The organism is Actinoallomurus iriomotensis (genome assembly GCF_030269445.1).
GTDB classification, from domain to species: domain Bacteria; phylum Actinomycetota; class Actinomycetes; order Streptosporangiales; family Streptosporangiaceae; genus Actinoallomurus; species Actinoallomurus iriomotensis.
Genome location: NZ_BSTJ01000003.1, coordinates 37,281 through 58,945 on the forward strand (window position 1 = coordinate 37,281; position 21,665 = coordinate 58,945).

At 71.2% G+C, this 21,665-nt stretch carries 23 protein-coding genes; 13 read left to right on the forward strand and 10 right to left on the reverse strand.

The window, feature by feature from the left end; translation table 11 throughout:
• Positions 1-88 precede the first annotated feature (88 nt).
• Complete coding sequence (locus QSK37_RS13130; protein WP_285620151.1) at positions 89-1,414, forward strand: S41 family peptidase; 1,326 nt, start codon at positions 89-91, stop codon at positions 1,412-1,414.
• 15 nt (positions 1,415-1,429) lie between these two features.
• On the opposite strand, the gene QSK37_RS13135 is transcribed toward QSK37_RS13130, so the two are convergent.
• On the reverse strand, positions 1,430-2,650 hold the full coding sequence (locus QSK37_RS13135; RefSeq protein ID WP_285620153.1) for a cytochrome P450 family protein: 1,221 nt from the start codon (positions 2,648-2,650) through the stop codon (positions 1,430-1,432).
• A gap of 218 nt (positions 2,651-2,868) precedes the next feature.
• On the opposite strand from QSK37_RS13135, the gene QSK37_RS13140 reads away from it, so the two are divergent.
• Positions 2,869-3,828, forward strand: a complete 960-nt coding sequence (locus QSK37_RS13140) for a helix-turn-helix transcriptional regulator (protein ID WP_285620155.1) — start codon at positions 2,869-2,871, stop codon at positions 3,826-3,828.
• Positions 3,829-3,848: 20 nt separating this feature from the next.
• Here QSK37_RS13140 and QSK37_RS13145 read toward each other — a convergent pair whose 3' ends face one another.
• Positions 3,849-4,820, reverse strand: a complete 972-nt coding sequence (locus tag QSK37_RS13145; RefSeq protein WP_285620156.1) for an aldo/keto reductase — start codon at positions 4,818-4,820, stop codon at positions 3,849-3,851.
• Between the two features lie 71 nt (positions 4,821-4,891).
• On the reverse strand, positions 4,892-5,554 hold the full coding sequence (locus tag QSK37_RS13150; protein ID WP_285620158.1) for a GntR family transcriptional regulator: 663 nt from the start codon (positions 5,552-5,554) through the stop codon (positions 4,892-4,894).
• A gap of 222 nt (positions 5,555-5,776) precedes the next feature.
• Between QSK37_RS13150 and QSK37_RS13155 the strand changes: the two genes are divergently transcribed.
• The 5 genes from QSK37_RS13155 (at position 5,777) to tsaA (ending at position 10,639) form a co-directional block, all read left to right on the forward strand.
• Entirely contained in the window at positions 5,777-6,502 is a 726-nt protein-coding gene (locus QSK37_RS13155) for a DUF969 domain-containing protein (protein ID WP_285620160.1), read from the forward strand.
• On the forward strand, positions 6,499-7,467 hold the full coding sequence (locus QSK37_RS13160; RefSeq protein ID WP_285620162.1) for a DUF979 domain-containing protein: 969 nt from the start codon (positions 6,499-6,501) through the stop codon (positions 7,465-7,467). Before QSK37_RS13155 ends, QSK37_RS13160 begins: the two co-directional genes overlap by 4 nt.
• A gap of 11 nt (positions 7,468-7,478) precedes the next feature.
• On the forward strand, positions 7,479-8,483 hold the full coding sequence (locus QSK37_RS13165; RefSeq protein ID WP_285620164.1) for a DUF2891 domain-containing protein: 1,005 nt from the start codon (positions 7,479-7,481) through the stop codon (positions 8,481-8,483).
• An 81-nt stretch (positions 8,484-8,564) separates the two neighbouring features.
• Positions 8,565-10,142 carry an MFS transporter gene (locus QSK37_RS13170; protein WP_285620166.1) on the forward strand — a complete coding sequence of 526 codons (1,578 nt, stop codon included), beginning with the start codon at positions 8,565-8,567 and terminating at the stop codon, positions 10,140-10,142.
• An 80-nt stretch (positions 10,143-10,222) separates the two neighbouring features.
• A complete protein-coding gene (gene tsaA / locus QSK37_RS13175; RefSeq protein ID WP_285620168.1) occupies positions 10,223-10,639 on the forward strand; it encodes a tRNA (N6-threonylcarbamoyladenosine(37)-N6)-methyltransferase TrmO in 417 nt (138 codons plus the stop codon).
• Here tsaA and QSK37_RS13180 read toward each other — a convergent pair.
• Positions 10,636-11,574, reverse strand: a complete 939-nt coding sequence (locus QSK37_RS13180) for an NAD-dependent epimerase/dehydratase family protein (RefSeq protein WP_285620169.1) — start codon at positions 11,572-11,574, stop codon at positions 10,636-10,638. The two genes, tsaA and QSK37_RS13180, sit on opposite strands and share 4 nt — an antisense overlap.
• 128 nt (positions 11,575-11,702) lie before the next feature.
• Here QSK37_RS13180 and QSK37_RS13185 point away from each other — a divergent pair, with 128 nt between their 5' ends.
• Both QSK37_RS13185 and QSK37_RS13190 read left to right on the forward strand, forming a co-directional pair.
• Complete coding sequence (locus QSK37_RS13185; protein ID WP_285620170.1) at positions 11,703-12,113, forward strand: MarR family winged helix-turn-helix transcriptional regulator; 411 nt, start codon at positions 11,703-11,705, stop codon at positions 12,111-12,113.
• 87 nt (positions 12,114-12,200) lie between these two features.
• On the forward strand, positions 12,201-13,190 hold the full coding sequence (locus QSK37_RS13190; RefSeq protein ID WP_285620172.1) for a LacI family DNA-binding transcriptional regulator: 990 nt from the start codon (positions 12,201-12,203) through the stop codon (positions 13,188-13,190).
• A gap of 21 nt (positions 13,191-13,211) precedes the next feature.
• Here the strand turns inward: QSK37_RS13190 and QSK37_RS13195 are convergent, their stop codons facing one another.
• From QSK37_RS13195 to QSK37_RS13205, 3 genes are read right to left on the reverse strand one after another with little or no spacing between them, the layout of a single operon-like run.
• On the reverse strand, positions 13,212-14,039 hold the full coding sequence (locus QSK37_RS13195) for an ABC transporter permease (protein WP_285568708.1): 828 nt from the start codon (positions 14,037-14,039) through the stop codon (positions 13,212-13,214).
• A complete protein-coding gene (locus QSK37_RS13200; RefSeq protein WP_285620173.1) occupies positions 13,996-14,802 on the reverse strand; it encodes an ABC transporter ATP-binding protein in 807 nt (268 codons plus the stop codon). The genes QSK37_RS13195 and QSK37_RS13200 overlap by 44 nt, the downstream gene beginning before the upstream one ends.
• Before the next feature lie 13 nt (positions 14,803-14,815).
• The gene (locus tag QSK37_RS13205; protein ID WP_285568704.1) at positions 14,816-15,301 is read right to left on the reverse strand and encodes a MarR family winged helix-turn-helix transcriptional regulator; all 486 of its coding nucleotides are present in this window, start codon (positions 15,299-15,301) and stop codon (positions 14,816-14,818) included.
• Between the two features lie 69 nt (positions 15,302-15,370).
• Between QSK37_RS13205 and QSK37_RS13210 the strand changes: the two genes are divergently transcribed.
• The 3 genes from QSK37_RS13210 to QSK37_RS13220 are packed head-to-tail and all read left to right on the forward strand — an operon-like array spanning position 15,371 to position 17,067.
• On the forward strand, positions 15,371-15,541 hold the full coding sequence (locus QSK37_RS13210) for a hypothetical protein (protein ID WP_285620174.1): 171 nt from the start codon (positions 15,371-15,373) through the stop codon (positions 15,539-15,541).
• Between the two features lie 11 nt (positions 15,542-15,552).
• The gene (locus QSK37_RS13215; protein ID WP_285620175.1) at positions 15,553-16,260 is read left to right on the forward strand and encodes a pyrimidine reductase family protein; all 708 of its coding nucleotides are present in this window, start codon (positions 15,553-15,555) and stop codon (positions 16,258-16,260) included.
• A gap of 36 nt (positions 16,261-16,296) precedes the next feature.
• Positions 16,297-17,067, forward strand: a complete 771-nt coding sequence (locus QSK37_RS13220) for a glycosyltransferase (RefSeq protein WP_285620177.1) — start codon at positions 16,297-16,299, stop codon at positions 17,065-17,067.
• Here QSK37_RS13220 and QSK37_RS13225 read toward each other — a convergent pair.
• Positions 17,035-17,775 (reverse strand): SDR family oxidoreductase, encoded by a 741-nt coding sequence (locus QSK37_RS13225; protein ID WP_285620178.1) that lies wholly within the window; start codon positions 17,773-17,775, stop codon positions 17,035-17,037. The genes QSK37_RS13220 and QSK37_RS13225 overlap by 33 nt on opposite strands.
• A gap of 130 nt (positions 17,776-17,905) precedes the next feature.
• Between QSK37_RS13225 and QSK37_RS13230 the strand changes: the two genes are divergently transcribed.
• Positions 17,906-18,802, forward strand: a complete 897-nt coding sequence (locus QSK37_RS13230) for a helix-turn-helix domain-containing protein (protein WP_285620180.1) — start codon at positions 17,906-17,908, stop codon at positions 18,800-18,802.
• Positions 18,803-18,854: 52 nt separating this feature from the next.
• Here the strand turns inward: QSK37_RS13230 and folP are convergent, their stop codons facing one another.
• Both folP and QSK37_RS13240 read right to left on the reverse strand, forming a co-directional pair.
• Complete coding sequence (gene folP / locus QSK37_RS13235; RefSeq protein WP_285620182.1) at positions 18,855-19,661, reverse strand: dihydropteroate synthase; 807 nt, start codon at positions 19,659-19,661, stop codon at positions 18,855-18,857.
• Positions 19,662-19,849: 188 nt separating this feature from the next.
• On the reverse strand, positions 19,850-20,935 hold the full coding sequence (locus QSK37_RS13240) for a hypothetical protein (protein ID WP_285620184.1): 1,086 nt from the start codon (positions 20,933-20,935) through the stop codon (positions 19,850-19,852).
• Between the last annotated feature and the right edge of the window lie 730 nt (positions 20,936-21,665).

Consider the following 21,665-nt stretch of genomic DNA (forward strand, 5'->3'; position numbering starts at 1 on the left):
GACACCGAGGTCGGCTCTCCAGGACGACGAGGCGGCGGCCGCCCGGTCACTAGCTTCTCCTCCGTTCCCGCCGAACGGAGGAGAAGGCATGTTGACACATGGAGTGCTCGCGGCGGCCGTCGCGATGACGCTGAGCCCGGGCGCGGCCGCCGCCGCGCCGTCGGCCGACGGCGTCTGGCGCACCGACGGCTACGGGACGGTCATCGCCGTCGACCACGGTCACCTGCGGAGTTACGAGACCACGGCGATCAGTTGCCTGCCGGGCTTCACCGCCGACCGCACCGGTGAGGACGGCACGTACGTCACCGACGACGGCGACACCGTCACGGTCCGGCCGGGGCGGATGAGCTTCGCGGGCTCCCCCGGCGTCCGTCTGCTACGGCGGATCCCCGCGCTCCCCGCCGCGTGCGGTCGCACGCCGGCGAAGGACCCGCTGACCGCCTTCGACGTCTTCTGGCGGACGTTCGCCGAGAACTACCCGTTCTTCGCCGCCAAGGGCGTCGACTGGCAGCAGGTCCGGCACCGGTACCGCCCGCTCGTGACCCCGGCGACGACCACGTCACGCCTCGCCGAGATCTTCAACGAGATGATCGCGCCGCTGAACGACGCGCACACCTGGGTGAGCACCGGCGGCCCGCCCGTCCCGCACCTGCGCCCGGGCACGGTCCTGCCCTCCCCCGACTACGACCAGCGCGTCAAGACGTACGTCGAGCGCCGCGACCTGCACGGCGCGCTCACGGAGTACGCCCAGGGCCGCGTCGGCTACGCCGATCTGCCCGGCGACCTCGGCTACCTGCGGATATCCGGCTTCGGCGGCTACACCGAAGCCGACGACTACGCCTCCAACGCCGCCGAGCTGACCCGCGCCCTCGACGCCGTCTTCACGCCGCGACGTGTCGGCACGCTCCGCGGGCTCGTCATCGACGTCCGGGTCAACGGCGGCGGTTCGGACTCGCTGGGGCTCCAGGTCGCCTCCCGGCTCACCGGCCGTCCCTACCTCGCGTACGCCAAGCGCGCCCGGAACGACCCGCGGGACCCGGCCCGGTTCACCGCGCCGCAGCCCATCGAGGTACGGCCGCACGCGGATCCCTACCTCGGGCCGGTGACGATCCTGACCGGCGGGTCGGACTTCAGCGCCGGGGAGACCTTCGTCCAGGCCCTCATGGACCGGACGCCGGCGCCGGTACGGATCGGCGAGAACACCCAGGGCGTGTTCTCCGACGTCATGGAACGCTCGCTCCCGGACGGCCTGGTCTTCGGGCTGCCGAATGAGGAGTTCCGCACCCGTACGGGCCGCACGTTCGACGGCGCGGGCATCCCGCCGGACGTACGCGTCCCGGTCCTCACCGACGAGGAGTTCGCCCACGACCGCGACTCGGCCTTCGACCGCGCGGTCGAGCTCCTGCGCCGCTGACCGCCCGGCGAACGGTCAGGACCGGGTCGCGCCCAGGTTGATCGGCAGCGACAGCGGGCCGATGGTGAAGAACGACGGCGAGTAGGGAATGTCGTCCGGGTCGATCGCGAGGCTGAGGTCGGGCAGCCGCCGGTACAGCGAGGCGAGCGCGAGCCGGCTCTCCAGGCGGGCCAGCGGGGCACCGATGCAGTACCGCGGGCCGTGGCCGAAGCCCAGGTGGCCGGTGGCCCGGCGGGTGATGTCGAAGGTGTTCGCGGTCTCGCCGTACTGCTCCGGGTCGACGCCGCTCGCCTGGTAGACCACGCCGACGGCGTTGCCCTTGGGGATGTCCACGCCCGCGATGGTCACGTCGGCGGCGGTGAAGCGGAAGCTGGTCATCATCACCGAGTGGCGGTACCGCAGGGTCTCCTCCACCACGTCGGCCCAGCGGTCCCCGGCCCTGGCCAGCCCCAGCTGGCCGGGGTGCTGGGACAGCGCCACGATGGCGTGTCCGAGCAGGTGGACCGTTGTCTCGTGGCCGGCGATCAGCATCAGCCACAGCACGGCGACCAGTTCGTCGGTGGTGAGCTTGTCGCCCTCGTCACGGGCCTGGACCAGGCCGCTGGTGAGGTCGTCGCCGGGCTCGGCCTGCTTGCGCTCGACCAGTTCGTACAGGTACCTCATGAGCGCCTCCTGCGTCGCGAACGCCTCTTCCGGAGGGGTCGTGTGCGACAGCAGGGCGGCGGTCCACTTGCGCAGCCGCAGGCGTTCCGGCTCCGGCACGCCGAACAGCTCGCAGATCACGGCCATCGGCAGTGCCTCGGTGAGGGCGGGGACCAGGTCGACGCCGTCGCCGGCGGCGACCACGTCGTCCAGCATCCGGTCGATGATCTCCTGGACCCGCGGCTCCATCGCCTGGACCCGGCTCGGGGTGAACGCCTTGCCGATCAGTCCGCGCAGCCGCCGGTGGTCGCCACCGTCCTTCGTGGACAGGTGGTCGCCCTGGACGATGGTCCGCAGCGGCCAGTCCTCCGGGATCGACCCGTCGTACAGGGCGGGCCAGTGCTTGGGGTCCCGCAGGAACGTCTTGTTGTCACCGGCGAGGATCTCGCGCACGGCGTTGTGGCTCAGCGCCAGGTAGGCGGGCACGCCGCCGGGGAACTCCACCTCGACCACGGGCGCGATCTCCCGGAGCCGGATACAGGTGTCGAGCGGGTATTCACCGATGACGGGAAATGCGGGAAGGCCTGTCGTCATGAAGTTCCCCTTCGGCAGCAAGCCCATCAACGGGCCGTCCGGCGAAAAGTCTCCGACGGCGCGGGCCCGCGGGAAAGACGTGCCCGCCGTTCCTGCCCCGGAACGGAAGCCGAATGTCACGAGAACAGAAGACCGGCCAACGATCAGCGACGGCGCTTGACACACCTCGCGTCGCTGCGTCATAGCTACCATCAGCGAGCCGAGGCGGAGGTGGGCGCTTGAGATATCACTCCTGGACCACGGTGAGAACCGATGAGTGGCGGGAGCTCTCCGACGGCATCCTTCCGATGGACCACCGTTTCCGGTCTCCAGGAAACTGGCGCGCGGACCTCACCGTCCAGGAGAGCAGCGCCTATGTGCTGCTGCACTGGACACAGCGCACCGACCGGATAGCGGTCCGCACGCCCTCGCACATCCGCGCGGTCCCCGGCGACGAGCACTACTGGATCGTCGTTCCGCAGCAGGGCGTCTACACCGTCCGGCACGGCGAACACGAGACACGGACACCACCCGGATACGCCTCTGTGATGGGCATGGACGAACACTGCCGGCTCACGATCCCGGCGTCCCGGGCGTACGCGATCCAGGTTCCCCGCACCGAGATCGACCGGAACGTCGGAGCGCCCCGGCCCCTGCGCGTCGTCCTCAGCATGAACACCGGCCTCGGCCGCGTCCTCGAGGGCCTGATGAGCAGCCTGCACGCCGAACGGGACAACCTCTCCGACCAGGAGTTCCACGCGGTGTGCGACCGGATGGCCGAGCTGTTCTGCCTGATCGCGCTCAGGGACACCCGGCCGCCGGAGGACCACCTCGCCGAGGTCGCCCAGGTCGTACGGCGCTACGTCCGGCAGCGGCTCGGCAGCGGCAAGCTGCCGCTCACCGCCGTCTCGCGTGCGCTCGGCTGGTCACCGCGGCAGCTGCGCAACGCGCTGCGGAGCGCCGGCACCACGTACCGCGACCTCCGGCACGAGGAGACGCTGCGGGCGGCCCGGGACCTGCTCCAGAACCCGGACTGCGCCGAACTCGGCGTCGGTGAGATCGCCGCCCGGGCCGGCCTGACTCCCACCTGGTTCTCCTCGGCGTTCAGGAGCCGCTACGGCGAGAGTCCGCGGGAGTTCCGCCGCCGCAGGTTCGACGAGATGGCCCGCGAACCGGGCGGGCCGCCCGGCTCTCCGTAGCGGCCCGCCACGGCGGGGTGTCAGCGGAAGCCTGCCACCGGGCGCGGGGAGTAGTGCTTCTCCAGCGCGGCCACCTCGTCGTCGGTCAGCTCGACCGACAGCGCGGCGATCGCGTCCTCCAGGTGCTGCGACCTGCTCATGCCGACGATGGGCGCGGACACCGCCGGGTGACGCAGGACCCACGCGAGGGCGACGGCGGCGCGCGTCACGCCCCGTGCCTCGGCGACCTGGCCGACCGCGTCCACGATCTCCCGGTCGCCCTCCTGGTACAGGGACTTGCCGAACTCGTCGGTCTCGGCGCGCGCGGTCGTGGTGTCCCAGTCGCGGGCGAGACGGCCGCGCGCGAGCGGGCTCCACGGGATCACGCCGATCCCCTGGTCCAGGCAGAGCGGCAGCATCTCCCGCTCCTCCTCGCGGTAGACGAGGTTGTAGTGGTTCTGCATCGTGACGAACCGCGTCCAGCCGTTCAGCCGGGACGTGAAGAGCGCCTTGGCGAACTGCCAGGCGTACATCGAGGACGCGCCGATGTAGCGCGCCTTGCCGGCCTTGACCACGTCGTGCAGCGCTTCGAGGGTCTCCTCGATCGGGGTGCGGGGGTCCCAGCGGTGGATCTGGTAGAGGTCGACGTAGTCGGTGCCCAGCCGGCGCAGGCTGGCCTCGATCTCGCTCATGATCGCCTTGCGGGACAGGCCCGCGCCGTTCGGACCCGCGTGCGTACGGCCGTGCACCTTGGTCGCGATCACGACCTCGTCGCGGCGGGCGTACCGGGCCAGGGCCCGTCCGGTGATCTCCTCGCTGCTGCCGTCGGAGTAGACGTTGGCGGTGTCGAAGAAGTTGACGCCGGCCTCGATCGCCTGCCGGATGAGCGGAGCGGCCTGCTCCTCACCGAGCGTCCACGTGTGGTTGCCCCGGTCGGGCTCGCCGAAGCTCATGCACCCCACGCAGATCCGAGAGACGTCCAGGCCGGTCGATCCCAGTTTCACGTAGTCCATGGGGCCCAGTCTCTCCCCGTCACGCACCGTCGCGGAGGCGGGCTCGCCCCGGTGCGGCCGAGCCGCTGGTGTCACCGTCGCCTGTCTCGCGTCCGTTCGGCGATGCCGCCGAGGAGCTGGGCCTCGGCGTCGTCGAGGTAGGCGGTCAGCGCCTCGGCGGCCTCCCGCGTACGGCCCTGTTCGATGAGTGTGGCGATGGCGGCGTTGCGGTGCACGTACGGCTCGTGGAAGCGGTGCGGGTCGGCCATCACGTGGAAGACCAGGCGCAGCTCGGCCAGGAGGCGGCGCGTCATGTCGTTGAGGCGGCGGCTGCCGGCGAGTGCGACGATCGCGGAGTGGAACCGCAGGTCGGCCGTTCCCACGTCGTGCCAGCGCGACTCGGCGACCGCGGCCTCGGCGGTCTCCACCGCGGCGCGGATCTCGGCCACGGCCCGAGGCGGCGGCCCCTCGGTGCGGACGGCGGCGCACTCGACCAGGCGGCGCGTGGTGTAGATGTCGCGGACGTCGCCGGCGTCGAGGGTGCGCACGAACACGCCCCGGTGCGGTTCGTGGATCACCAGACCCTCGTGCGCGAGCAGCCGGAACGCCTCGCGCAGCGTGTTGCGGGAGACGCCGAGCTCCTTCGCGGCGGCGTGCTCGGCGAGCTGCGTGCCGGGCGGCAGCCCGCCTTCGATGATCTGCGCGCGCAACGCGTCGGCCAGTTTGGACACGGTGCTCGTACGGTCGAGCAGCACGCGCGCGCCGGACAGGCCGGCGAGCGGTGAGGTTCCTGAGTTACCGGATCCTCCGGCGTCGCCGGAATCCGGTCCGGCAGAAGAGCCGCCTTGTGACATCTCGCCCCTTTACTGCTCTGGTTGACATTGCCCTCTTGCCGGATTGCTCAACAATACGTACGGTACCCGCAACGGCTGCACCCTGTCTGCCCCTCGGTCCCCTACTCGGGAAGGAGGGCGGTCGTGCTCGTACTCATCGGCGTGCTCCTCGTCGTTCTCGGCTTCGCGCTACGACTCAACCCCCTCGTCGTCGTCACGGTCGCGGGCATCGTCACCGGATTCCTCGGTCATCTGTCGGTGACGGCCATCCTCAACGCCTTCGGCAACGGCTTCGCGTCGAGCCGATCGGTCACCCTGTTCGTCCTCGTCCTGCCGGTCATCGGCCTGATCGAACGCTTCGGCCTGCAAGAACAGGGCCGGCGGCTGATCGCCCGGCTGGACGGGCTCACCACCGGCCGGCTCCTGGTCATCTACCAGTTCATCCGGCAGGTCAGCTCCGCGCTGGGCCTCGCCTCGATCAACGGCCCGGCGGCGCTGGTCCGTCCCCTGATCTACCCGATGGCCGAGGGCGCCGCCGAACGCCGCTTCGGCCGCGCGCTCCCCGAGCCCATGCGCGAGAAGGTCAAGGCCTTCTCGGCCAGCGCGGACACGGTGGGCCAGTTCTTCGGCGAGGACATCTTCGTCGCGATCGGCTCCATCCTGTTGATCACCGGCTTCGTCGACACGACGTACCACCTGAAGCTCGACGCGCTGGACGTCGCACTGTGGGCCATCCCCACCGCGATCTGCGCATACGTGATCCACGGCACGCGGCTCTACCTGCTGGACCGCCGGCTCGGCCGGATGGCCGAGGCGGCGGGCCTCTCCGGTCGTACGGACCGGGCCGAGGCGCGGGAGGCCGGCCGATGATCAAGGTCGAGTGGTTCTACTGGCTGTGCGGCGCGATCTTCCTCGCGGTCGCCGTGCTCACCCTCGCCGACCGCACCAACGCCAAGCGGTACGGCAGCGCGGCGTTCTGGGGCCTGCTCGGCGCCGCCTTCGTCTACAGCACGTTCGCCGTCCACAAGACCGCGCCCGCGTGGGTTCTGGGGCTGGCGGTCATCGCGATGGCGCTCCTGGTCGCCACCGGCCGGCTCGGCCGTGGCACCACCCCCGGACCGACGCGTGCCGAACAGGAGGCCGGCGCCGACCGCTTCGGCAACCGGCTCTTCGTGCCCGCCCTGACCATCCCCGTCGTGGTGATCATCTTCGCGGTCGGCCTGGCGAAGATCCATACGGGTGCGGAGCCGCTGCTGGAGAAGTCCTCCGAGACGCTGATCGGCCTCGGCGTCGCCGCGATCGTGGCCGTGCTCATCGGGTTCGTCATGCTGCGGCCGAAGTCGCCGCTCGCGCCGCTGAACGAGGGCCGGCGGCTGCTGGAGGCGATCGGCTGGGCCGCCGTGCTCCCCCAGATGCTCGCCACGCTCGGCCAGCTGTTCGTCGCGGCCGGCGTCGGCACCCAGGTCGGCCGGATCACCGAGAACGTGCTGCCCGGCAACTCGCTCATCGGCGGCGTCATCGTCTACTGCGTCGGCATGGCACTGTTCACGATCGTCATGGGCAACGCGTTCGCCGCGTTCCCGATCATGACGGCGGCGATCGGCTATCCGGTGCTGGTGCAGCACTTCCACGGCGACGCGGCGGCGGTCTTCGCGATCGGCATGCTGGCCGGATTCTGCGGCACCCTGTGCACGCCGATGGCCGCCAACTTCAACATCGTCCCCGCGGCGCTACTGGAGATGAAGGACAAGTACGGGCCGATCAAGGCGCAGATCCCCACCGCGATCCCGCTGCTGGCCTGCAACATCATCCTGATGTACGCCCTGGCGTTCTAGAGGAGGTGACGATGACCACGATCGGTGAGGTGGCCGCCCGCTACGCGCGCGTCGCCGTACGCAACATCGGCACGGAGTTCCCGCACGCCACCCAGCAGGTGGTGCGCTGGCCGGGCGCGGCCTCACGGCCCCGCGAGCTGCACCCGGCGTTCCACGGCGCGTACGACTGGCACTCGTGCGTGCACATGCACTGGCTCGCGGTCCGGCTGCTGAGCGACCAGCCGGGCGAGGTGAACCCCGAGCAGATCCGCGGCACCCTCGACTGCACGCTGACCGCGCGAGCGATCGAGGCGGAGGCGGCGCACCTGCGCTCGTTCCCCGCGTTCGAGCGGCCGTACGGCTGGGCGTGGGCGGTCGCGCTGGCCGCCGCCTGCGAACGCTGCCCGGACCCGGCCGCGCGGCCGTGGGCGGCGGCGCTGCGCCCGCTCACCGACACGATCGAGGAGCTGGCCCTGGGCTGGCTGGACCGCGCCGTCGCACCGGTGCGGCACGGCGTGCACACCAACACGGCGTTCGCGCTCGCGCTGCTGCACGAGAGCGGCACCGCGCTCGGCCGCGACCGGCTGGTCGCCACGATCGGCAAGCGCGCGGCCGACTGGTACGGCGACGACCGCGACTACCCGGCGAGCTGGGAACCCAGCGGCCAGGACTTCCTGTCCCCGGCGCTGTGCGAGGCGGACCTGATGCGGCGGGTGCTGCCCGCCGAACAGTTCCCCGGCTGGCTGACCGGCTTCCTGCCGGGCCTGGACGACGGCCGGCCGCGGGCCCTGTTCACCCCGGCCCAGGTCAACGACGCGAACGACGGCCACCAGGCGCACCTGTACGGGCTGAACCTGTCCCGCGCGTGGCAGTTCCGCCGGCTGGCGGCCGCCCTCCCGGCGACCGACCCACGCGTCGGCCCGCTACGTGAGTCGGCCGCCCGGCACCTGGACGCGAGCCTGCCCCATGTGACGGGCAAGGGCTTCGTCAGCGACCACTGGCTGGCCACGTTCGCCTTCCTCGCCCTGACCGCCTGACGCTGTCGCCGGAGAGGCCACGAGCGGCGCGGTCAGCGGGTGGTGCGCGGACGGTCAGCGGGCGCGGCGACGCTCGGGGACATGAACTCCTTCGCCCCCGTGGGGACCGCCCGCAAGTGGGCCACGCTGTCCCTCTGCTGCCTCGCCGTACTGGTCCTGTCCGTCGACCTGACCGCTCTTCACCTGGCCATCCCCAACCTGATCAGCGACCTGCGGCCGTCCGGCACCCAGATCCTGTGGATCGCCGACGTGTACGGCTTCGCGCTCGCCGGGCTGCTCGTCACCATGGGCGGGATCGGGGACCGGATCGGCCGCAAGAAGCTGCTGCTCATCGGCACGGCGGCGTTCGCGGCGGCCTCGGCCGTCACCGCGTACGCCACGAGTGCCGCGATGCTGATCGCCGCGCGTGCCCTCCTCGGCGTCGCGGGCGCCACGATCATGCCGTCCACGCTGTCGATCACCCGGAACGTCTTCACCGACGCCAAGGAGCGCACGATGGCGGTCGGGATCGCCAGCGGCGTCGGCGCGCTCGGGGTCGGGCTCGGGCCGATCATGGGCGGCGCGCTGCTGGACCACTTCTGGTGGGGTTCGGTGTTCCTGATCAACGTGCCGATCATGGCGGCGGTGCTCCTCGCCGGGCTGTTCGTGCTGCCCGAGTCGCGCAACCCCCGGCCCGGCCGGATCGACGTGCCGAGCGTGCCGCTGTCGGTCGCCGGTGTCCTGGGAGTCGTCTACGCCGTCACCGAGGCCGGGCACATCGGCCTGTTCCACGCCAAGGTCGGCATCGGTCTCGTGGTCGGCGTCGCCGGCCTGGCGGCGTTCGTCTGGCGGCAGGCGCGCCTGTCCGAGCCGCTGATCGACATCGCGCTGTTCCGCAACGCGGCCTTCTCCGGCTCGGTCGGTGCGAACCTGTTCGCGATGTTCGCCCTGGTCGCGCAGTCGCTGGTGTTCTCCCAGTACTTCCAGCTCGTGCTGCACTGGTCGCCGCTTCGGGCCGGGCTCGCCGGGCTGCCCGGCGGTGTCGCCGCGGCCGTCGGCGGTGCCGTGCTGGCCGCACCGCTGATCGGTCTCGTGGGACGCGCCCGCACCGTCGCCCTCGGCCTGACGGTGTCCGCCGCCGGGTTCGCGCTGTACGCCCTGACCGGGACCGAGTCGAACTACATGACGCTGCTGGCGGCGATGATCCCGTGTGCGCTCGGCATCGGCGTGGCCCTGACCGTCACCGGCGACACGATCCTCGCCTCGGTGCCGAAGGACCGGGCGGGGGCGGCCTCGGCGATCTCCGAGACCGCCACCGAGCTGGGCGGCGCGCTGGGCATGGCCGTGCTCGGCAGCGTCCTGACCGCCGCGTACCGTACCCACCTCGACCTGCCCGCGGGGCTGCCGGCGGGCGCCGGCCGGAGCGTACGGGACTCGATCGGCTCCGCGCTGGAGGTCGCCGCCGTCCTGCCCGGGCGGCTGGGAGCCGAGGTCACCGGCGCCGCGCGGCACGCGTTCGTCGACGGGATGCACGCCGCGGTCTTCTGCAGCGCCGGGCTCGCCGCGCTGACCGGCCTGGCCGCCCTGTTCGCCCTCCGCAGCGTGCCGAAGGTGATCCCCGAGCACGTCGAGGAGGCCGACCCGCTCCCCGAGGCACCGGTGCGGACGGCGATCCGTTGACCGTTCCTCCGAAAGGCCCGCCGCCCCGGCGGGCCTTTCGGCCGTACGATGATCGCGGCCGACTGTGGAGGGAGACCGCCGTGACCGACGGGACGTTCGCCGTGGAACCGATCGGACGGGTCGAGTCGTCTCTCGTGGACCTGACCGAGGCGCCGCGTCAGGGCGACGAGGGCACCCCCGAGTCGTGGCTGGTGTTCGTCCCGGAGGTGGCCGAGGGCCTGCGGGGCCTCCGGCCCGGGATGGACGTGCTCGTGCTGACCTGGCTCGATCGCGCGCGCCGCGACGTGCTGGTGGTCCACCCGCGCGGCGACACGGCGCGCCCCGCGACGGGGGTGTTCGGCACGCGTTCACCGAGCCGCCCGAACCCCATCGGCCTGCACCGGGTGACCATCGTCGCCATCGAGGGCACCCGCGTGCGCGTACGCGACCTCGAGGCCCTCGACGGCACCCCGATCGTCGACGTCAAACCGGTGCTCGGCGCGATCTCCGAACGCTAGCGTTCGTTGCCGGCGCGCAGCCAGGCGACGTAGTCCGCCACCGCGCGTTCGACGTCGTAGCGGGGCCGGTAGCCGGTGTCCTCCCGGATCCGCTCGGTGTCGAGGCAGACGGTCGCGCCCGGTCCGGCCGGATCGTGGCCGGTGGACAGGTCCACGCGCGCCTCCGGGACGACCGCCCTGATGGCGGCGGCGACCTCGGCGTTCGTCGTGGCGTACCCGTTGCCGACGTTGTAGGTGTCGTGGCGCAGGGTGCCGGCGGTCTGGAGCAGTGCGATGGCCCGGCCGCAGTCCTTCACGTAGCACATGTCGATGCCGTCCTCGGCGTGAAGCGTGCCCGGGTCCTCGCCGTTCACGGCCGCGTGGACCAGGCGGGGTGTGGCGAAGAAGGGTGAGGCGGCGCGCCCGAGCGGGCCCCAGATCGCCGCGATGCGGAAGTTCACCACCGCGAACCCGGCGTCGGCCGCCGCGCGCAGGGCCAGGATCTCCATGGCCTTCTTCGCCGCGGGGATCATGTGGGGGCTGGCCGTCGGCAGCGGGGCGTCCTCGCGGAGCCGGTCGCCGGGCACTCCCCCGTACACGCCGATGGTGCTGGCGATCCCGACCCGCGGCACCTCCCAGACCTCGGCCGCGCGCAGCACGCTGAGGAGCCCACGGGTGTTCTCGGTCAGGGCGTCGAGGGTTCCGCCGGCGCCGATCCCGGCACCGGCGAGGTGCACGATGCCGCTGACGGTGTGCCGCTTCCCCAATGCCAGGAGCGCGTCCTGGTCGGTGACGTCGACCGGCTCGACCAGGAGCCGCCCGCCCGCCTCATCGGCGAGGAACTCCGGAACCCGTGCCGTACGGCGCCGCGTGACCACGCACGTCTCGCCGAGATCGAGAAGGGCCCGCGCGACGTGGGAGCCGATGAAGCCGAGCCCGCCGGTGATGAGGATCATTCGCCGTCCTTGAAGGTCGCTAGTGAGCTAATGACACCTAAGCATTAGAGTCACTAGCATGCAAATGAGTTGGCCGCGTGTAGTGTCGGGACGCCGGTGATCGGGCGGACGGAGGAACGGGAGACGGCGTGGACGACCTGCTCTACCTGTTCGTCCGGGCGAACAAGCTCATCCACACCGCCGCCGACGAGGCGATGAGCCGCCACGGCGTGCGCGTCGGCCAGAACCGCGTGCTCGCGGCGCTCTGGGAGCGCGACGGGCTGACGCCCGGAGAGGTGGCCGCCCGCGTGCACCTGAGCACGCCGACGGTGGTCAACACCGCGACCCGCATGGAGGAGGCCGGCCTGCTCACGCGCGTGCGCGACCCCGATGACGGCCGGCTCGTACGGCTCCACCTCACCGAACGCGGCCAGGCCGCGCGCGAGCCGGTCGAGGAGGAGCGGCGGCGTCTCATGGAACGGGCCACGGCGACGCTCACCGACGAGGAGCGCCGCCACCTGCGGAGTGCGCTCACGAAGATCGTCGACCGGCTGTCCTGAACCCCTCCCGCCGTGGTGCGGCGAGCCTTCCCCGGCGTGTGTCTCGTAAGGTCGACTCGTCACGACGTCACGACAGGGCGGAGCCAGATGAGGCGACCCACGCTGGAGGCGGTGGCGGCGCGGGCCGGCGTGTCGCGTGCGACGGTGTCGCGCGTCGTCAACGGCGCCGAGAACGTCAAGCCGCACCTGCGGACCGCGGTGATGCGCGCCGTCGAGGAACTCGGCTACATCCCGAACTCCGCGGCCCGCAGCCTGGTCACCCGGCGCACCGACTCCATCGCCCTCGTCGTCTCCGAACCACCGTCACGCGTCTTCTCCGACGACCCGTTCTTCTCCGCCGTCATCCGGGCGGTGAGCCAGGAGCTGGAGGCCGCCGACCGGCAGGTCATCCTCATGCTGGCGTCCTCGGCGGCCGGGCACGCGCGGGTCGAACGCTACGTCGCCGGCGGCCACGTCGACGGGGTGATCATGCTGTCGATGCACGGCGCCGACCCGCTGCCGGCCTCGCTCGGCCGTTCACGGGTGCCGATGGTCTCCCACGGCCGCCCGGTCGCCTCGCTGCCGGTGCCGTACTGCGACTGCGACAACCGCGGAGGCGCCCGCGCCGCCGTCGAACACCTGGTCTCCCGCGGCCGCCGGCGCATCGCCACCATCGCCGGTCCGCCGGACATGACCGCGGCGCAGGACCGGCTCGACGGCTACCGGGAGGCCATCGAGGCCGCCGGCGTACGGCCGGTCGTGGCGACGGGCGACTTCACCCGCGAGTCCGGCGCGACCGCGATGCGGCAGCTGCTGGCCGCCGAACCCGGGATCGACGCGGTGTTCGCCGCCTCGGACCTGATGGCCGTGGGAGCGCTGGGCGCCGTGCGCGCCGCGGGCCGCCGGGTGCCGGACGACGTCGCGGTGGCCGGCTTCGACGACATCACCCTCGCGAGGTTCAGCGAGCCCCCGCTCACCACCGTCCGCCAGCCGGTCGCCGAGGTCGCGGCCTGCATCGTACGGATGCTGCTGAGCGCCGAACCGTCGTCCGATCCGGTGATCCTCCCGACGGAGCTCATCGTCCGCGAGTCGACCTAGCCGGTGCGACCCGAGCCGGTGTCAGCGGACCAGGCGGCCGAGCAGCGCGGACGCGGCGGTGATGCCGGCCGCGGCGGCGACCACGAGGACGCCGAAGTCCAGGAGCAGGTGGCCCGGCGTGCCGATGAGCAGATGCCGGAGGGCGTCGACCTCGTAGCTGAGCGGGTTGACGTGGCTGATCACGCGTAGCCACGTCGGCATCAGGTCGACCGGGTACAGGGCGTTGGAGCCGAAGAACAGCGGCATCGTGATCGCCTGCCCGATGCCCATCAGGCGGTCGCGGGACATGGCCAGGCCGGCGATCGTCATGGACAGGCAGGAGAAGAACGCCGTGCCGAGCATCACGATGACGATCACGCCCAGCCAGCGCAGCGGGTTCAGGGTCAGCGTCACGCCCAGGATGGCCGACAGGACGAGGATGGCCACGGCCTGGGTGAGCGCCCGCGTGCCCGCCGCGAACGCCTTGCCGGTGATCAGCGCGGCGCGCGGCGTCGGCGTGACGAGGAGCTTGGCCAGGACGCCGGCGTCGCGGTCCCAGATGATCTGGATGCCGTAGAAGATCGCGATGAACAGCGTCGACTGAGCCAGGATGCCCGGTGCCAGGTAGTCCAGGTAGGGCACCTTCCCGGTCGGGATGGCCCGGAGGCGTGAGAACGTCTCGCCGAAGATCAGCAGCCACAGGGCGGGCTGGATCGCCCGCGTGTACAGCTCGGTGCGGTCGTGGCGGATCTTCTGCAGCTCGACGATGCACATCGCGACCACGCGGGCCGGCAGGAGGCGCCAGGTGGTCCAGGCGGGCGGGACGTCAGCCGAGCCGGCTGGCGGTACGGCGGGTGCGGCGTGCGTCACGGAAGTCTCCTGATTCTTCGAGTTGGTCACCGGTGTAGGCGCGGAACACCTCCTCGAGGGTGGCGCCCGGTTCGAGGCCGGACTTGAGCTCGTCCGGGGTGCCCAGGGCGCGGATCCGACCGCGGTGCATGAGCGCGATCCGGTTGCAGTACTGGTCGGCCTCGTCCATGTAGTGCGTGGTGACCAGCACGGTCATCCCGGTCGCCCGGCGCACCTCCTGGATGCGCTCCCAGACGCCGTCGCGCGCCACCGGGTCCAGGCCGATCGTCGGCTCGTCGAGGATGAGCAGCCGCGGGGAACTGATCAGCGCCTGGGCGAGCTCCAGCCGGCGGATCATGCCGCCGGAGTAGGTCTGCGCGCGCCGTTCGGCCGCCTCCTCCAGCCCCACGGCGGCCAGCACCTCGCGTACGCGCTCTCTCCGCTCGCCCCGCGGCACGTCGAAGAGGCGGGCGAACAGCTCGACATTCTCGCGTCCGGTCAGGGAGCCGTCGGCGGACAGCTGCTGCGGCAGGTACCCGATGGTGCGGCGGACCGCCATCCGGTGGCTCGCCACGTCGAGGCCGAAGACCTCGACCATGCCGGCCCCGGCCGGGAGGAGAGTGGTGATCAGCCGGATCGTCGTCGTCTTCCCGGCGCCGTTCGGCCCGAGGAGCCCGAAGATCTCCCCTTCGACGACGTCCAGGTCGATGTCGTCGACCGCCACGGCACTGCCGAACGCGTGCCGCAGTCCTCGGCAGACGACCGCGTACTTCTCGTCACTCATGGGTCCCCCCGTCTCAGGTGGTCGTGCGGGTCGGGGTGTCCTCGGCCGGTCCGGCCTCTTCCTGCAGGCTCGCGAGGAGGCGGCCGAGCGCGGGCAGGGCCGCGGCGATCGCCGTACGGTCCTCCTCCGCCAGCTCGTCGATGCGCGCGCCGATCATCCGGGCCCGGCGGTCACGCCATTCGGCCAGGCGCCGCCGCGCGTCCGGCGTGAGCTCGAGCCGTACGGCCCGCCGGTCGTCCGGATCGGTCTCGCGGCGCAGCATCCCGGCCGCGAGCAACTGGTTGACGAGGGTGCTCACCGAGTTGTCCGCGAGATGCAGCTCCCGCGCGGCGGCGGCGACGCTGATGCCGGGACGGCCGCCGACGACGATCATCAGCTCGACCTGCGCCGGCCGCAGCCGTGGCGGCACCTGCTCCCGCAGCCGCCGCCGTACGAGCCGGCGCATCGCGGTGTTGACGGACATCAGCTCGGCGGCGAGGCGTACCCCCTCATCGGTCACCAAATCAGAATACCTCTTAATAAGAGGTAATTAATAGGTACCTGGTGGCGGGCCCGTACGAAGCCGGTCGTGGACCGGGTCGAGAGGGTCACCGGGGTCCGCGGCTGGACACGCGGGCAGGAGCGCGCGCCGGCGTACCCGTTCCACAAGCTGTTCGACAAGGGCGTGCTGGGCGTGACGGCGGTCCGCCGCCTGACGCGAAGGGGTGACCGTGCCGGCATGCGCGGAGATGGCGGCTAGGGTCCTTTCTCGTGGATGGAAGCAGACTCGCCGAAATGTACGCCTACCCGCGGACCGGCCCCTGGCTGCGGGCGAACATGGTGACCAGCCTGGACGGGGCCGCTTCGTACGAGGGGAAGGTCAGCCCCCTCGGCAGCGAGGTGGACCAGCAGGTGCTCTCCTTCCTTCGGGGGCTCGCCGATGTCGTGATCGTGGGAGCGAACACCATCCGGGTCGAGGGGTACGGGCCGATCCCGCCGCAGGACTCCTGGGGCGACATCCGGAAGGGGCGGCCGCCGGCGCCACCGCTGGCGATCGTGTCCGCGCGGCTGGACCTGGACTTCGACGCGCCCGTGTTCGCCGACGCCTACGTACGGCCGATCCTGATCACGTGCGCGAGCGCGCCCGAAGAACGCCTCCAGGTGGCCGAGCGTCGCGCCGACGTCCTCGTCTGCGGTGACCTCATCGCCGACATCGGTACGGCGCTCGACGCGCTCGCGGAGAGAGGGTTCACCCGGCAGCTGTCCGAAGGCGGTCCCCGGCTGCTCGCCGAGATCGCGGCGGCCGGCCGTCTCGACGAGCTGTGCCTGACACTGAGCCCGCGGATCGTGGCGGGGAACGGACCGCGGATCGCCAACGGGCCGCTCATCGAGGACCTGTCGATGCGGCTCGGCCACGTCTTCGAGGAGGACGGCTTCCTGTTCACCCGGTATGTCCGCGAAGACGCCCACAACGGTTGAGCGCGCACCGGCGAAACGACCCGAAAGGACAGGTCCGTGCCGTTGATCTCCGTGATCACCGCTGTCCATGAACCGGTCGCCGGATACCTACGCGAGGCCGCGGACAGCGTCGCCGCGCAGCGTCTGCCCGCCGGCTGGGAGCTGGAGTGGCTCGTCCAGGAGGACGGGGACCGGCCCGCCGCGCGGGACCTCGCGGCCGGAGCGCGCTACGAGGCGAACGGCGCCCGGCTGGGGACCGCGACGACACGCAACATCGCGCTCAGCCGGGCACGCGGGCGGCTCGTCGCGGTACTCGACTACGACGACGTTCTCCTCCCCGACGGGCTGGCCACGCTCATCCAGGACTTCGACCGCCATCCCGGGATCGGCTGGGCGGTCGGCCAGGCCGACGACCTGATCGACGGCGAACGCGTGCCGTTCGAACTGCGGTATCCGTGCGGCGTCGTACCGGCCGGGCAGGTCGGCCGGCTGTACGAGCGGACCGGCCTGTGTCAGGTCGCGTGCGCCGGTCTGGTCATGCCGACCGACGTCGTACGGGCCTTCGGCGGCTGGGGAGCCATACCGCGGGCCCAGGACGTGGCCCTGCTGATCGCCCTCAGCGAGGTCTACGACGGATACCAGGACCCCGCGGTCACGTGGCTTTACCGCAAGCATCCCGGGCAGACCACGCACCCGGCGAAGGTCGACGTCTGGGGGAAACAGCAGGACCGGTTCATCCGGCAGCGGCTCGACGCCGTACGTTCGGGAGCGCTGGCCGGACCCGGCCGGGGCTTCTCAGCGGTCGGGGAGCGTGTTGAGCGCCTGTGACCTCCGTTCCAGGAGTTCGGCGTAGGTACCGTCGCGTTCGGCCCAGCGGTGCATGAGCACGCCCTGGACGAGGATCTCGTGGGCCGTCGGCTCCGTCGCCAGCAGTTCCATGACCTCGTCGAGGTACGCGTCGAGCGGCAGAGCCGCCGGGTTGACCTTCTCCTGTCCCGCGGTGGCGACGGCGGGCGGCACGAGCTCGGCCACCTCGACGCCCGTCCCCGCGAGCTGCGCCCGGAGCGATTCCGTGTAGGCGTGCACGCCGGCCTTCGAGGCGCCGTACGCGGGCATGAGCGGGAACGGGAGGAAGGCGATTCCCGAGCTCACCGTGAGGATGGTTCCGGCGCCACGGGCGATGAGGTGCGGAGTGAAGGCGTCGATGACACGGATGGTGCCCAGAAGGTTCGTGGCGATCGTCGTCTCGGTCGCGGCGATGTGCGCGGGGTCGCGCAGGTCTTCGGTGAGCATGACGCCGGACATGGTGACGACGACGTCGAGGGCGGGATGCGCGTCGAGCACGTCGTCGCGGGCGCGGAGGATCGAGTCCGGATCGGTGACGTCGATCTGGACGGTCTCCAGCCCGTCCTGCGGCTCAGGACTCCGTCCTCCGACGATGACCGTGCTGCCGGCATCCACGAATCGCCGCGCGAGTCCACGCCCGATTCCCGAGGTGCCGCCGACGATGAGGACCGTGCGGTCGGTGATCTCCACCATGGCCTCCTTATGGCTCTTGGGTCGGTGAGCAGGTTCTCTCGGGTGTCCGGAGGCGGGAAGGTCCCTGCTGGTCCGGGGAGTGACAGGACCCCCTGTCCGGAGAGAACGCCGGGCTAGCGTGGAGTTGATGAACCACGACGAGGAGACGAATCGGCTGGGCGCGTACCTTCGCGCCCGGCGTGGCCTGGTCACCCCGGAGCAGGCCGGTATTCCGGCCGGGCCGAACCGCCGCGTCGCCGGCCTCCGGCGCGAGGAGGTGGCCATGCTGGCGGGGATCAGCGCCGACTACTACCTGCGGCTGGAGCGCGGGCGCGACAGGAACCCGTCCGCGCAGGTGCTCGCGGCGCTCGCGCGTGTCCTCCACCTCGACGACGTCGAACATCAGTACCTGCTCGAGCTCGCCGAGCCGTCACGCCGTGCGCGCTCCCGCAAGCGGGCCGAGCGTGTGCCCGCCCGGTTGCATCACCTGCTCGCCGCCCTTGAGGTGCCGGCGTTCATCGAGGGCCGGGCGTTCGACGTGCTCGCGTCGAACCCGCTCGCGCTCGCCTTCTCTCCCCGGCTGCGACCGGGCGAGAACCGGTTGCGGTCCCTGATGCTCGATCCCGAGGAACGTGAGTTCCATGCCGACTGGGACGCGGCCACCGCGGAGTTCGTCGGATCGTTCCGCGGGTCCATCGGCGGGGACACCGACGACGCGCGCACTGTCGAGCTCGTCGGGGAACTGTCCCTGGCCAGCGCACGGTTCCGTACGCTCTGGGCGCGCCACGACGTCCGCCGACTCGAGGGCGGCACGACCGTCGTGAATCACCCCGTCGTCGGCAGGCTGCACCTCCACCGCGACAAGCTCCCCGTCGACGGCCTGACCCTCGTGTTGTACTACGCCGACGTGGGCAGCGACAGCGCCGAGAAGCTACGAGTGCTGGCGTCGCTGGCCACGACCACCGCGAACGACGAGGCGGACAGTCGGGTTATCCACAGCCCCCTGGACGGCCTTCCGCCGGCGGACGAGGGGGCTGGACAATGAAAGTGGGCTGGAGCCCCCCGGGCGGGTGGGGCACACCACGGGCGGCTCGGCCTCAGACGGCGTTGTGGCGAATGACGGCCGGCGGACGCCAGCCCAGGATGCTTTCCACCATCCGTACGGCCGGCACGATTTCGGCGACGTCGTGGACCCGGACGATTCTCGCGCCCTGGAGAACGCACACCGACACGGTCGCGATGGTGCCCACCAGCCGTTCATTCTGCGGCAGGTCGAGGGTCTCGCCGATGAAGTCCTTGTTGGACACCGCGACGAGCGTCGGATAACCGATCCCGGTGATTTCCGGCAGGCGGCGGGTCAGTTCCAGCGAGTGGTGGGTGTTCTTGTTCAGGTCGTGGCCGGGGTCGAGGATGATGCGTTCCGGCGGCAGGCCGCGGCTGATCGCCGCGTCCGCCCGGTCGCGCAGGAAGGCCGCGACCTCCCCGGCGACGTCCTCGTACGTGGGGCGGGGAAACGGCGTACGCGGCGCGGCGAGGCTGTGCGTGATGATCAGGTTGGCGTCCGCCTCCGCGACGACGTCCGCCAAGGTCAGGTCGTGCAGGCCGGTCACATTGTTGATCACATCGGCGCCGGCGGCGAGGACCACCCGGGCGACCTCGGGCCGGTAGGTCTCGACGGAGATCACCGCGTCGGTCCGCTCCCGCGCCGCCTCCACGACCGGGACGACACGATCGATCTCCTCGCGCACGGTCACCTCGGGACCCGGCGCGAACGGAACGCCCCCGATGTCGATCCAGTCCGCCCCGTTCGCGATCGCGTTCTCCACCGCCTCGACGGCCTTGGAGAGCTCGAAGGTGCGCCCACGATCGTGGAAGGAATCCGGCGTCCGATTGATAATCGCCATGACCGCGACCTGGCGCGAGAAGTCGAACGCCCGGCGTCCGATGGTCCGCCGCGGACTGATGAAGTCAGGACAGAAAATCTGAGAATTCGCTTCCATGCGCCCGACCTAGACGAAGAGGGGTATGACATACCGGCCGTGCCAGCATAACGGCAGCTCAGCGAGCCATCGGCCGAGCTGATCCGCGGCCGTCAGGACGGCCGGCGACGTACGTGCGTGACGAGTCTCAACAGGCCGAAGAACACCAGGGCCCCCACCACCACGACGGTCATCGCGACGGCGCGCTCGGAGAACGTCTTGGACTTGACGAGCACCGCCCCGGAGCCGATCAGGAACCCGAGCAGTGTCACGAAGAGCCCGAGCACCTCGACCATCTTCAGCAGACCTTCGGAGACCAGCTCCTGGGCGAACGAGACCCGCTGTGCGAGCCGCTGCGACGCCTCGTCGATCTTCTCTTCGAGAGCCGCGGACGCCTGGTCGATCCGCTCGTCCACCCGGGCGGCCATCTCGTCACCGAGCCGCGCGGCCTCCTCGGCCGCCCCCCGGCGCATGTCCCGCGTGTGGATGATCGTCCGCCGCTCCTGCGCGTACTGCTCGTGCACCAGCATGTTGCCGACACCGAACCGGTCGATCGCCAGATCGATCTCCGTGAGCGCCTCGTCGTACCTGCCCAGCCGTCGCAGGGCGGCGGCGCGCCGGTAGTGGATGTTCGCGTCGTCATCGCCGCGCGCCATCATCTCGTCGGAGAGGCGCAGCAGCATGTCCGGCTGTTCGTCGAGATGATCGGCGAACCAGATGGCGGTCAGGGCCACCTGACGGCTCTTACGATCCGCGTCCGGTGCCTGGACCGCCCTGTCGTACAGGTCGAGCCCGTTCAGCGCCCGCGAGCCGAGCCCGCCGAAGGCGGCGAAACTCCGGATCAGGGCATCGTCGTGGAACTCGGTCAGCCACTCGTTGCAGCGCGCCAGGATCTCCCGGAACCGGTAGTCGAACCGCAGCCGCTGACCGTGCACGTACGCCAGGACGAGCCGCTGCGTCCGCGAACCGGTGACGCCGCGGGCCGCACCCCACTCCAGATCCCCGGGGTACCGCTGCTCCCCCACCCGAGCCATCCAGGCGAGATCCGTGGCGGCCCGCCGGATCTCCGGAACGTCGAGCCCGTACCGCTCCACGTACCGAGCCAGCTCCGCGATCCAGTCAAGCCCGTCGGACGAGGTACGCGACGCGAGCCGATCGACCAGCACGGCGGCCCGCTCGTCCACCGGCACGAGCCGCATACGCTCATCGAGACCGTCTTCTCCCGGTAGCGGCGGAGCACCGTCCACGGATCGCCCCTGCGCGGGGACGGCACCTTGCTCCATGATCCTCCTCGCCACCACCGAACACGGGACCCGCGCCCGGCTCTGCCCGACCGGCAGTCTAGATCCCAGGAGCCGAGGATGATCAACAGCGCGGCTGCTATCGGGTGGCGGTAGGCGCCTGATGCTTGGCCGGCCACCACCAGCGCGCATGCCGGCCGAGGCGCGACCGGCACCAGCATGAGTCCAGACAGTTACAGCCGTGCCGCCGCTCAAAGCGCGTGTTGTAGGCCACCAGGGCGGCGAGTCCTGCCGCGAGCCCGGTCAAGCCGAGCAATAACCATCGCATGTCCGCACGGTAGACCGGCCGGTCGGCAGAGACCAGGCGGTGCAGCGGCGGGAACCCGCGGTCAGCCACCGAGCCGAAGCCGCACGAGGACGCACTACCCTTGACAGTGCGCTGGCGCACGGGCGGAAGACCAAGATCCGGAACACGCCCGGTACGGTCACCGACCGAGAGCACGGAACCCGCCGTCTCCGCTAGGCTCTACCAGCGACAAGCCCTCGTAGCTCAGGGGATAGAGCAACGGTTTCCTAAAGCGGATCTTGGATTCTGAGCCGCTTGCCAGTCCCCCACTCTGAACAGCCAACTTGCGCCGCGACCAGCGATGACGCGCTGCCAGTCGACACCGGGCATATGCAGCCGTAT